General features: G+C 66.7%; 11 protein-coding genes and 1 pseudogene. 7 read left to right on the top strand and 5 right to left on the bottom strand.

Features of this window, described 5'->3' with window-relative positions:
* Nucleotides 1-379 precede the first annotated feature (379 nt).
* From ACFYWY_RS34875 to ACFYWY_RS34895, 5 genes are read left to right on the top strand one after another with little or no spacing between them, the layout of a single operon-like run.
* Nucleotides 380-1834, top strand: coding sequence for a sensor histidine kinase (locus ACFYWY_RS34875; RefSeq protein WP_389194426.1), 1455 nt, complete (start codon nucleotides 380-382; stop codon nucleotides 1832-1834).
* Between the two features lie 20 nt (nucleotides 1835-1854).
* Nucleotides 1855-2244 carry a roadblock/LC7 domain-containing protein gene (locus ACFYWY_RS34880; RefSeq protein WP_389194428.1) on the top strand — a complete coding sequence of 130 codons (390 nt, stop codon included), beginning with the start codon at nucleotides 1855-1857 and terminating at the stop codon, nucleotides 2242-2244.
* Nucleotides 2241-2597 carry a DUF742 domain-containing protein gene (locus tag ACFYWY_RS34885; protein WP_389194431.1) on the top strand — a complete coding sequence of 119 codons (357 nt, stop codon included), beginning with the start codon at nucleotides 2241-2243 and terminating at the stop codon, nucleotides 2595-2597. Before ACFYWY_RS34880 ends, ACFYWY_RS34885 begins: the two co-directional genes overlap by 4 nt.
* Nucleotides 2578-3201, top strand: a complete 624-nt coding sequence (locus ACFYWY_RS34890; RefSeq protein ID WP_389194434.1) for an ATP/GTP-binding protein — start codon at nucleotides 2578-2580, stop codon at nucleotides 3199-3201. Before ACFYWY_RS34885 ends, ACFYWY_RS34890 begins: the two co-directional genes overlap by 20 nt.
* Nucleotides 3198-4643: a cytochrome P450 gene (locus ACFYWY_RS34895; RefSeq protein ID WP_389194436.1), complete on the top strand. Its 1446-nt coding sequence runs from the start codon at nucleotides 3198-3200 to the stop codon at nucleotides 4641-4643. The genes ACFYWY_RS34890 and ACFYWY_RS34895 overlap by 4 nt, the downstream gene beginning before the upstream one ends.
* A gap of 403 nt (nucleotides 4644-5046) precedes the next feature.
* Here ACFYWY_RS34895 and ACFYWY_RS34900 read toward each other — a convergent pair whose 3' ends face one another.
* The 5 genes and pseudogenes from ACFYWY_RS34900 to ACFYWY_RS34920 all read right to left on the bottom strand — a co-directional run.
* Nucleotides 5047-6063, bottom strand: coding sequence for a hypothetical protein (locus tag ACFYWY_RS34900; protein WP_389194439.1), 1017 nt, complete (start codon nucleotides 6061-6063; stop codon nucleotides 5047-5049).
* A gap of 85 nt (nucleotides 6064-6148) precedes the next feature.
* Complete coding sequence (locus ACFYWY_RS34905) at nucleotides 6149-6295, bottom strand: hypothetical protein (protein ID WP_389194442.1); 147 nt, start codon at nucleotides 6293-6295, stop codon at nucleotides 6149-6151.
* A 472-nt stretch (nucleotides 6296-6767) separates the two neighbouring features.
* The gene (locus tag ACFYWY_RS34910) at nucleotides 6768-6992 is read right to left on the bottom strand and encodes a hypothetical protein (protein ID WP_389194445.1); all 225 of its coding nucleotides are present in this window, start codon (nucleotides 6990-6992) and stop codon (nucleotides 6768-6770) included.
* Complete coding sequence (locus ACFYWY_RS34915; protein WP_389194463.1) at nucleotides 6914-8662, bottom strand: ISL3 family transposase; 1749 nt, start codon at nucleotides 8660-8662, stop codon at nucleotides 6914-6916. The genes ACFYWY_RS34910 and ACFYWY_RS34915 overlap by 79 nt, the downstream gene beginning before the upstream one ends.
* A gap of 58 nt (nucleotides 8663-8720) precedes the next feature.
* Nucleotides 8721-8957: pseudogene (locus ACFYWY_RS34920) on the bottom strand (transposase family protein); the annotation flags it as partial.
* A gap of 94 nt (nucleotides 8958-9051) precedes the next feature.
* Here ACFYWY_RS34920 and ACFYWY_RS34925 point away from each other — a divergent pair.
* Nucleotides 9052-9663, top strand: a complete 612-nt coding sequence (locus ACFYWY_RS34925; RefSeq protein WP_389194448.1) for a transposase — start codon at nucleotides 9052-9054, stop codon at nucleotides 9661-9663.
* Nucleotides 9664-10154: 491 nt separating this feature from the next.
* Entirely contained in the window at nucleotides 10155-10493 is a 339-nt protein-coding gene (locus ACFYWY_RS34930) for a hypothetical protein (protein ID WP_389194451.1), read from the top strand.
* Nucleotides 10494-11334: the final 841 nt, after the last annotated feature.

The following is an 11334-nucleotide window of genomic DNA, read 5'->3' on the forward strand; positions in this document are numbered from 1 at the left end:
CATGCATCTGCAATGTATGTCATGGCAGCGATCGATCAGTTATGGGTCGAGATCGGTCAACGGAGACCCCCTCGTTCAAGCAAGGTCACATGGCAATCCTGAACTGACTATTCTCCCCTTCCGTGTTGCGCTGCGCTCACAGCGAGTCACCGACCGCTGTGCTGAACGCGGACGGAGCTTGGCTGCAGGGAGGCGTGACCACCGATGCGATCTCGAAGCGGCCCGTCGGGGGCACCCATTGGAACATTTGTGCTCGGCCGAGCGAAGTTCCGACCGTTCTGGTCGGCGCACCGCATCACCCCAGTCCACTCATTCCAGACTGTTTAGGGACCCCTCGATGGTTCGTGCAGGTTCAACCTCTAGAGCCCGGCCACGTGCAGTGGCTCTAGCATGGTTCATCCCCCCTGGTGTTCTGGCTGGGGCCGACGGCATAGCGCTGATCTTCGTCCACGCGCAGATACGCACGCCGGTTGCCTGGTGCGGCCTCGTCGCGGTCGTCCTGACGGCCATCACCTCGGCCGAGACGGCGCGCCGGGCGCGCTCGGCAGAGGAGGCCCGCTACACGCGGGCGAGTGCCGACGTACGGCAGTACTACGCCCAGCGTGAAGAGGCGCTGTTCGGGCGCTTGTCCGATCAGCGGGCCACCACCGTGTGGCTCGCCGAGGAGCTCCTGCCCGCGGCTGTCGCCCGTATGCGGAAGGGTGACCCCGCTTCGGAGATCCTGCAGTCCCTCACGTTCGGGGGGCATCTCGACAGCGAGTTCGCCGAAGCGCTCCGAGTCGCTCTGCGGAAGCTCCTGGAAGCTGTGGAGGCCGAGGAACACACGCGGGACTCCTCTCAGCGGGCACTGGTGGCGATCGCGCGCAGGGTCCAGGCGATCGTGCATCAACTCGCCAAGGACCTCCGCGACATGCAGATCCTCCACGGCACGGATGTCGTGGTCTCCCACGGCCTGCAGGAGATCGACCATCGCAATGCCCTGATTGGGCGCCTTGCGGCCAGCATTGCGGTACTGGGTGACGCCCGGCCCGGCCGTCAGTGGTCGAAGGCGATCCCGCTCTACGACGTCGTGCGGGGGGCCATGTCCCGCATCGTGGACTATCCCCGCGTGAAGCTGCAGTCGGTGACAGAGGTGGCCGTGATCGGCCAGGGAGCCGAGCCGCTGATCCACCTGCTCGCCGAGCTGCTCGACAATGCCACGACCTTTTCGCCGCCGCACACCCCGGTCGAGGTAACCGCGATCGAGGTGCCTTCCGGTATCGCGATCGAGATCGAGGACCGCGGCGTCGGGCTCACCGAAGAGGTCCGCCAGCGCATCGACCGCGTCATGGCTCAGGCGTCATCCGGCATCGATCTGGCCGATCTGGGCGAGGCGACGCAGCTCGGCCTCCCCGTCGTCAGCAGGCTGGCCCGCGAAAACGGCCTCGACGTCGACCTGCGCACTTCCGCCTACGGAGGAGTACGGGCCGTCGTGCTCGTGCCGCGGCGCCTGATCACCACAGTTCAGCAGCCTGCCCCGAAGGTCCAACAGCTCGCGACGAAGCACACGGGCGCACCGATCGTGCCGAGGCCGACGATGACGCGCGATGCCGCACCAGATTCCGTCGAGGTCGAACAGACCGTCAACGGACTGCCGCAGCGACGACGCGAGACGCCCGTCCCGACACCGGTCGTCCGCACGCCCCCCCACCCTCCCGCTGCTCCGGCCGCCTCCTCCGGAACGGCCGGCGCAGCCCGGCAGCCCGGTCTGATGTGGGAGGCGTTCAGTGGCGAAAAGAGACCGAGCACCGACCCTTCCGTCCCCACCAGCGAGCCATCAGATGAGGGTGAGTAACCGTGCCGCCACTGCCCAACATGGACTGGATGCTCAAGGAACTCGCATCCAGCGTCCCGTACGTGCGACATGTTGTCGTGCTGTCATCGGACGGTCTGTGCATCGGTCAAGCAAACACGGAGACCGACACCGCTGACGCGATCGCCGCTGCCTGTTCGGGCATACAGAGCCTGGCGAAGGCCATCGCACAGAAATTCCCGCACGGAGACGGCTCGACGCGCATGGTCGGGATCGAAGTCGACGGTGGATACTTCTCCCTGATGGCAGCCGGACCCGGGGCCTATCTCGCAGTGCTGGCAGATGAGGAAGTGGACGCAGGGCTGCTGGGGGACCGCATGCGTACGCTGGTGGTCAGGATCGGCCAGCACATGACCAGCCCGCCTCGTGATGACGTCCGGCAGGCGATGTGACGTCAGAGAACCAGGACGCATGGGATGAAGGCAATCCCGTGCCGCTATATGTCATCTCCGGTGGCCCGGGTTCCCCGGCCAAGAACTTCAACCTGGTCACCCTCATCGCATCGAGGTCCGTACCCGAACCCGCCATGCAACCCGAGCAGGCAGCGATCCTCGGCATGTGTCAGTACCCGCTGTCGGTGGCCGAGTTATCCGCGTATCTCAGTCTGCCGTTCAGCGTCATCACGGTGCTGCTCTCCAAGCTCGTCGATGACGGGCGAGTTGAGGCCATTGCTCCTGTTCCTGTCGCTGCGGTCCCCGAACTTGGCCTTCTGGAGGCGGTGATCCATGGACTACGTAAGCTCTGACGCACCCGCCGCCGGCCCCCGCAGCACGGACGTGCTGCTGCCGCACGGCGCCAGGGGAGTCAAGGTCGTGATTGTCGGCGGTTTCGGGGTCGGCAAGACGACCATGGTCGGGGCGGTGAGCGAGATCCCGCCCCTGACCACCGAAGAAACCATGACTCAGGCCGGCGTCGGGATCGACCACAATCCCGGCGCGGAAGGCAAGAACACCACGACCGTTGCCCTGGACTTCGGCCGCATCAGCATCAACGAGGAGCTGATCCTCTACCTCTTCGGGACTCCGGGGCAGGAACGCTTCTGGTTTCTGTGGAACGGCATTTTCGAAGGCGCGCTCGGCGCCGTGGTCCTCGTCGACACCCGAAGGATCGAAGTCTGTTTCGAGATCATCACCCGCCTGGAAGACCGCCGCGTCCCCTTCGTCGTGGCCGTCAACGACTTCCCCGAAGCCCCGCAACACCCGTTACCAACCCTGCGCACCGCTCTGGCCCTCAACGAATCCGTGCCCATCATCACCTGTGACGCACGCAACCGGGCGTCCAGCCGCGACGCCCTGCTCTCGCTGATGGGCTACTTGTGCACCCTCGCCGCCGCTCAGGAGTCCATGTGACCGTCCCACCCGCTGACCGCACCACAACTGAACTGGGGCTCACCCCGCCCCCGGGTTGCCCGGCCCACACCGCCACGGGAGCCGACACAGTGACCCGGCTCTATGGCGCTGCCGCGGCAACCGACCCTATGGGCCTGTACGAGAAGTTGCGTGCGGCCCACGGTCCGGTGGCGCCCGTGCTGCTCGACGGGGACGTACGTGCCTGGCTCGTCCTCGGGTACCTCGAAAACCGTGATGTGGCCGGCCGCTCCACCCAGTTCTCCCGTGATTCCCGCATCTGGCACGGCTGGAAGAGCGGTGAGATCGACCCCACCGCCTCGCCGCTGATGCCGATGATCGGATGGCGTCCCGACTGCGTATCTGCGGACGGCGAAGAGCACCAGCGCCTGCGCGGCGCGGTCACGGCCGGCCTCACTCAGTTCGACCAGCGCGGGATCCGCCGCCACATCACCCGCTTTGCGCACCAACTGGTGGATGAATTCTGTGACAGAGGAAAGGCGGAGCTGGTCGGTCAGTTCACCGAGCACCTGCCCATGCTCGTTCTCACCCACCTCCTCGGAATGCCGGACGAGTACGGTCCCAAGCTCGTGCACGCCGCCAGGGACCTCTTCAAGGGCACCGAAACGTCGCTCGCAAGCAACGCCTATGTGCTGGAGACCCTCGAGCAACTCGTCGTCGCCAAACGAGCCCTGCCCGGACAGGACATCGCATCCGTACTGATGGCCCATCCCGCCGACCTCACGGACGAGGAGGTGCAGCATCACCTGCGCCTCATCCTGCTCGCGGGCTTTGAGACAACCGCCAATCTCATGTCCAACGTCCTGCGGATGGTGGTCACCGACCCGCGGTTCCGCGGATCGTTGGCCGGCGGCCAGATGACCTTGCCGGAAGCAGTGGAGCAGGTCCTCTGGGACGAGCCACCGCTGATGGTGTGCCCAGGCCGCTGGGCCACCGGTGACACCTCCCTGGGAGGACAGGAGATCAAGGCGGGAGACATGCTCCTGCTGGGCCTGGCCGCCGGGAACGTCGATCAGGCGGTCCGCCCGAATCCGTCGACCCGCGTGCACCACAACCGCGCGCACCTGTCCTTCAGCGCCGGCGCCCATGAGTGCCCCGGCCAGGACATCGGCCGTGTCATCGCCGACACCGGCATCGACATCCTGCTCACCCGGCTTCCCGACATCCACCTGGCCGTCCCCGAGGAAGAGCTCACCTGGCGCTCCTCCACCTGGTCCCGGCATCTGACGGCACTGCCCGTGAAGTTCGCTTCCCGTGCTCCGGAAACTCGTGCTCTGTCGGCACCGCTGCCGGCCCCGCCCCCGCCGAGCAGCAGTATGCCGACGGCACCTCAATGGCATCTGCCCGACAGTGAGTTGGTGCGCCGACCCGAACCCCGCACCTCGTGGCGGGCGTGGCTGAGGCGTCTCCTGCTGAGGCGGTAGGCCTCGCAGGTCGCATCATAGCCGAGCACCACAGCCGAGGGGACTGCCGGACAGCGTGGGTCGGCAGCCCCTCGGAGCTGGGGCCACTGCGCGGTGACGGCCCGCCCGCCCCCGGCGGATATGTCGGCGGTCTGTGGGCTGCGCAGCCCGGGGGCTCGCCGCCCACACCCTCTGCGACATCGCCCGGCCCCTGGTGCGGGACCTGCGCCACCCATGCAAGAAGCCGGCCCGCGTGAACGCCTCACCCCGGCCCGAGTTCGGCGAGGTTCAGAATTCTCCGCACGACGGGCGCATCCCCAGCCGGGAGCCGGTCCTTCCAGCGGCTCAGCCACCAAAGGTCGGTACGAGACCGGGCGGATGTCGGACGCCCAGTGGATGTCAAAGACGCGCAGGGCTTGGTCTATTAGCCAGATTGTTGGCGGGTGTGCGGTGGGCGCAGGAGAAAGTCAGCGCCTTCGATGAGCATGGCGCCTGCTGGCGCAGGATGTGAGGCCTGGGCACTGACCTGCTTCAGGCGTGCAGTAGTTCCGTGACCACGGTGTGAGCTGTAACTGACGGTGCTACCGATGCTCGCATAGGTGCGTGTGACGCTGTCGGCGACGGCCTGGGTGAGGAGCTGCCGCATGCCGTAGCGGGACATGTGCATGTGGCTGCTGGGGTAGCCCGCGATGTACTGCAGGCAAACCGCCTTCATCAGGGGCGGCACGGTCGCGTCCCGGGCTGTGTCGTACTGCAGCGAGAGCGCCTTGAGATACACCTGGTCCACGAGATGCGCGTCGGAGCTGGTGAGCCCGGCGATCAGGAATATGTTCGCGCACTCTCGCTCGAAGGTATGGCGCTGGAAGCCGTAGAGGTCGTGGAAGAGGATGGACGCCTCCACCACCTTGTCGATGTAGGACCGGTCCCAAGAGGTGCTGGGAATGCCATTGGCACACAGCAGGGCATGCAGGGTGGCGCGGACGAAGGAGTCATCGGTGCGGAACCGGATGTAGGCGGAGTACGTGGCTGGTTCGGTGAGGACGGCGCGGTCCAGCTGTCCGGCAAAATCTACCTTGGTGTGGGTAGTGGCGAGTTCCTTTTCCAGGCCCTGGGCAAGCAGTCGTTCTGCTTCATAGTCACCTCCGGCCAGACGGCCGATCGTTTCGCCGATGGTCTCCCCGAAGACCACGCAGTCCAGCACGCTTGCCTTGCCTTGCTCTTCCAGGAGCCAGGGTCGGTCGTGAGACGCTCCGTAGACGATGTATCGGACACAGTCGGTCTCGTCAGCACCAGCGAGCCAGTGCATCGTCCATTCCAGGGTCACTTTGGTGAACAGCGTCCAGTCTTCACGATGGTGCTCGGGAGCCGAATAGCTCTGCATCAGCTCCCCTGTTCTCTGCATGATCTGCGGAACTTCCTCTGGTGCTTTGCCGTCTGTCACGTTCGTCTCCGTGATCGGGAAGCAGCATCAGCTGCTCCGTCCGGTTCCGTCACATCCTGCCCGCCCAGGCCGCTCACCGGCGCTTTCACACCCGCATCACCCCCGGCTGTGCCACGCCGGCGCGGTCACCGGAGTCGTTCCGTGCTGCAGGGGGTGTGGTGGCCATGGCGTCGTCCCAGGCGGTGAGGACCTGGTTGACAGTGAAGCGGCCGACGCCGAGGTGCTTGGCCATGGAGGCGACCGATTCCTTGGCTTCCCGGCGGCGGAGCGCGACGCGCGCATGTCACCGTGACGGCCAAGCGGCTGACCGCGGATTCCGGGGCAGGCGGCGGCACCTATACCGCCGACACCGCCCAACGCCAGGCACTTGCAGCCCTCGCCGGGGCGAACCTGGTAACGCGCGGCGAGATCGTCGACCGCCTCCACGACAACGTCGTAGTACATTGCGGATCTCTCCGAGTCACCACGGTCTACTGACACCGACTTTATGCCGCCACTGACACAACCCTGAGCATCACGCTGACATTCACCCTGCGCCCGACAGCGGACTGGCTTAAACCCAAGCTGGGGCGCTCGACGTGGCGTCCTCGGGCCGCCAGATCGGCGGCATGCGCGCGCTGACAGGAGGCGATTTCGTTCGCCAGCCCCATGTAGTCCACGAAGGCGTCGAGCAGAGCGCAGACGGTCTGGCCATGCCGGATCTGCTAGGCGGTGAAGATTTCACGGCGGAACTGGGCATACTCGATCAGGTTCGGGACACGGCCGGCGCGGCTGTTGGCCAGTTCCTGAACTCCCGCGTCGACGTACCTTGCCAGGGCCCGGTTGAGCTCCTGCCGCCCGTGCGCCAGTCTCAGGGGGAAAAGGCGTTGCTGGAGGTCGGCCATTCCCTTTTCGATGGCATTTGCCGACTCCGGCAACCGGTCGCCCATCCCTGGCTGCAGGAAGGCATCCAGAGTTTGAACGGTGATTCCCCCGCACGCCCTGAGCATCCTGTGGCGGATCTCTGAAGGGAATCGCGAACGTCTGCTCCTGCGGCATCGTTTCTCCCTCCCGGACGACCCATGGGTCGACGATCCACTACTGCCACGGGGACGGATGCAAACCGCTCCGCGTCCCTTCGCGCTCCAAACCTTCCCGCCCCGGCCGATCCGCAACCCGGCGCAGCCGTCATCGGCCCGCGATCAGAGCAGTTTTGTGCACAAAGAAACGATCCTTCTGGATCGGTTTGGCGCAAATTCGTTCCCAAAGCTGGCCATGAGCGACCATCGACCGCCAGTCGGTGCCTTGTGGGTGTGCAACAAACGGCTCTGTCGCACATCCGGCTCTGTCCCGTAATCGGTGGTTGCACTCTGTGGTGATCACCGGAGGAGGATGCGGTGGCGTAGGAGGGCGAACCCGGCTCGGCCGTGTATCTGTCTCGTGATCCTCTTGTCCGCGTGTTGACGCCTTCGGTGCGGCCGTTGTGGTGCGGGGTGGTGAGGCCGGCATCGACGGCCGCGCGGTCGAGTTCGAGGCCGTTGGCGAAGGCGTGCAGGTAGGGCAGGTCGGCGGCACTGACGTCGTTGATCCACTTCGTGAGTGCGGCGTCGTTGCCCGGAGCCGGGGAGAGGAGTTCGGCGAACTCCCGGACTAGTTGGGCGAGGGCGGTCATCTCGGGGCAGGCGGCGCTAAGCTCGGCAAGGAGCTTGGCGTCCTTGTCCCGCAGGTTGCCGGGGCGGGTGAGGAGGAGGCGGGTCAGGCGCTGTGGGGTGGTGACGGGCCGGTCGCCCTCGGCTCGGCCCTGGGTGAGGTAGCGGTAGAGGAGATTGAGGCTGCCGGTGTAGCCCAGCTCCTTGATTCGCGGAACAGTTGCTTGACGGGGACGGCGGGGTCGGCGGCGCGGCGGGTGCGGAGATGTTCGCGGTAGGGGTCGACCAGGGTGGGCCCGGTAGCGTGGGGCTCGGCGCAGGATCTCGGGTTGCCGGGTCCGCGCATAGCGTTTGACCGTGTTGAGCGCCAGGTTGAGGCGGCGGGCGCATTCGAGCAGGCCGACGCCCTTGCCGAGCAGGTCGTGGACCTGGTGCCAGCGCTCGCGGGTGGTCTGCTCGTACACGCCCGCGGGGTGAGGCGGTTTGACGGTGGCCCAGCAGGAGCTGTGGGAGCGGACGGTGGCCAGGGCCTTGTCGCAGAGGTTCTTCCAGATGTGCCAGCGGTCGCTGACCTGCACTGCACCGGGCAAGGCCCGGCGGACCGCCTCGCCGTAGGCCCCCGAACCGTCTCGGCAGACGATCTCGACACCGGGATGCTCGCGCAACCACCGCTCGAGGGTGTCCGCGCTGCGGTCCGGCAGTCCGTCGATCCGCTCGCCGGTCTCGGCGTCGTTGAGGATGGTGGCGTAGCGGTGGCACCGCTTCAGGGCAAAGTCGTCGACGCCGAGGACCCGTGGCACACGCAGCGGGGGCAGCGGCAGCCTCGTCAGCATCCGCAGCGCGGTCGAGCGGGAGATCGCGACGGCGAGGCAGCGGGAGAGGCGGGCGCCCGCCCGGCCCGCTAACTCCTTGACCACAGAGCCAAGTTGGCCAGCCAGCCGGGTCGTGCGGCGCTGGTATCGCTCCAGCAGTCCGGGGACCTGCTCGCGGAAGGTTCTGTCTCGGGCACCCCAGCACCGGGCAGACCAGGCGCCGCACCTGCACTGATAGCACCACCCGTCGGCCGTCCACCGCTACGTCCGCAACCGGGCGCCCGTGGAAGCCATGCGCTCTCGCGGTCGGCGTCCCGCACATCGGGCACGGCACCGCCTCCTGCCGGGTTCGCGCCGACAGGAGGATCACCGCATCCTCGTCCGCCACATCATCAACGACCAGTGCCGACAACCCCGAAACCACGGTCTTCACAAGGGAGTTGACGCCTCGCATGCGATGTCAACGATCCCGGTCACGCTTCGTCACCACCGATTAGGGGACAGAGCCCGGTCTCCGGTGTAATTGATGATCGAGGAAGAGACATCAAGTGACTGACACCGTGACCGAGTCCGTGACCGTCGATGACCAGGCGGAAGCGTTGCTGGAGGCCTCGGCGGTCGAGCAGAAGCTCCTCGACCAGCTCGTCGAGCAGGCCCGGAACCAAGGGCTGCAGTTGACCGGCGAGGGCCGGCTGCTGCAGCAGCTGACCAAGACGGTTCTGGAGTCCGCCCTGGAGGACGAGATCACCGACCGTCTCGGCTACGACAAGCATGACCCGGCGGGCAAGGACGGCGGCAACAGCCGCAACGGCACCCGGTCCAAAACCGTGCTGACCGTCAGCCCGGTCGAGATCGATGTACCCCGAGACGTGGGGTTTCCTTCGAGCCGGCCATCGTCAACAAGCCGGCAGCGCCGACTGACCGGCGTGGACGAGATGGGTCTCTCGTTGTCCGCGAAGGGCCTCACGCACGGTGAGATCTCCGCGCACCTGGCCGAGTTCTACGGCGCCACTGTGGCCAAGATGACCATCACCACGACTACGGACAAGGTGATGGACGGCATGGCGGAAGGGCAGAATCGGCCGCTCGACCGCGTCTCCCCGGTCGTGTTCATCGACGCTAGTGCTCTGACCGTGAAGGTTCGCCGGGTACAGGCGTAGACCGATCACCGAATACACTCCGTGCGATTCACCGTTCCAGTACAGGGAGTGTCATGTCATCCAACCGGGGCACTCGCTCCCTCTTCGCCGCTGCCGTCGGCGCTGTTCTCAGTCTTATCGGCGGCTGTGCTTCAGGAGGCGGCAACACGGCCGCCGAGTCTGAGTCGTCCTCTCCTATCCTGTCGCCGAGACCGTCGACGACCGTGCGGCCGCTCACCGCTGCAGAGTTGGCGGCAGCACTCCCCAAAGAAGGGGCTCTGCCGGGCTACAGCGTCATCGGCGCGCCCGAGTCACAGACCGGCGGCGGCACTCCCGCCCAGGGCGTACGGCCTGCGGCATGCCGACCACTCCAAGATGCTCGCTCTGGCGTCCCCGCCACCTCAGTGGCCAGTGCCTGGGTCCACATATCCGCTTCGATGTTCGCCCCGCCAACCGAGACCCTCACCTTCTCCAGCTATCGTCCCCGGGGCGCCAGCGCATACCTTGCCTCCGTGGACAAGGCGCTCGACGCCTGTCCGTCGCTGTCCTTCCTGAACCGATACGGCGACCGAGTGCAAGTGGACATCGAGGGCGTGGCAGACCAGGTACCTGCGGGCGACGCCACGGTGAGTTTCCGCATGCACTTCACTACGGATGCCGGCAGATTCAAGACGGACCACGATTCCTTGATCACAACTGTCCGTTCGGGGGAGGCGATCATCACTGTCGTATCGGACAGCATTTTCGCCAGCCAGCTCTCGGCCGCAAAGAAACGTTCGTTCCTCCCCAAGCTGGACCAGAACCTGCTGAAACGCCAAGCCGACGCCCTGCGCGAAGCACAGCACAGCTGAGCTCCCAGCGCGGTCAGCTCGTCGGTACTGCTGGACTCATGCGAGCGCGGCAGCTGCGGGACCGCCGGCAGAAACCGCGGGGCCGTGAACGCGTCCGGGGCCCGGCACGAGATGTGCCGGGCCCCGGAGGAGCAGGGCGCGCGCCAACGCGACCTGCGGATTCCCTGTGATGCGGTGGTTACGACCCATTCGACTCAGGGATGCCGCCGACTCGCAGGCCGGCAGCGGATGGACGCATCATCAGTCCACAGAGCAGCGTCGGGCAAGCCGCGCTGGAACAGCTCTGACCACCCGCAGTCGCGAGCGGCCGGCGCAGATGGGCGTCCGCGCTGATCACCGGCCGTCAGGCGTCGTTCCCTGTCCGCGCCCGAGACCGACTTCCGGGTACGACACCGTGGAACGTCCATGACCAACCACAGGGACCTTACGGTCATAGCGGACACGAACGGTGGGCGGCGCGGGGCACAGGCGCGGCATGCTCTTGCGCACCGGCCCCGCACGCAAAGGCAGCGCCAACTGCCGTGGAACCCCGGCGCGTTACGACCCCTTCCATCCCCGGCGGCCCGCCCTGCGCGGGCGGGCCGCACCTGCACTCAGGAGTACGCGTGAAGCGCGCCCTCATGCCCCCGGCCGCCCGAGCCCAGGCCGGACCGTCCCGCACGCCCCGGACCCAGCGCTGCGCAGGTGGCCGGCGCCGTCGCCTTCCCCGCCATGGGCAGCGTCCTGACCATGGCCGGCGGCGGCCGCCTAGTAGGACTCCGTTAGGTTGCTCTGGCTCTTGGGTTCTGGCTGGTGGTGGATGTTCTGGGCAGGGGGCGGTGGCAGGTGGTGCAGGTGCCGG

This window comes from Streptomyces sp. NPDC002870, assembly GCF_042888505.1.
In the GTDB taxonomy this organism is placed as follows: domain Bacteria; phylum Actinomycetota; class Actinomycetes; order Streptomycetales; family Streptomycetaceae; genus Streptomyces.

What these genes read in the sequence shown, in the direction of transcription:
- ACFYWY_RS34880 (WP_389194428.1), top strand. Translation starts at nt 1,855, where the DNA reads ATGGACTGGATGCTCAAGGAACTCGCATCCAGCGTCCCGTACGTGCGA.
- ACFYWY_RS34910 (WP_389194445.1), bottom strand. Translation starts at nt 6,992, where the DNA reads ATGGGCGACCGGTTGCCGGAGTCGGCAAATGCCATCGAAAAGGGAATG.
- ACFYWY_RS34890 (WP_389194434.1), top strand. Translation starts at nt 2,578, where the DNA reads ATGGACTACGTAAGCTCTGACGCACCCGCCGCCGGCCCCCGCAGCACG.
- ACFYWY_RS34905 (WP_389194442.1), bottom strand. Translation starts at nt 6,295, where the DNA reads ATGGCCAAGCACCTCGGCGTCGGCCGCTTCACTGTCAACCAGGTCCTC.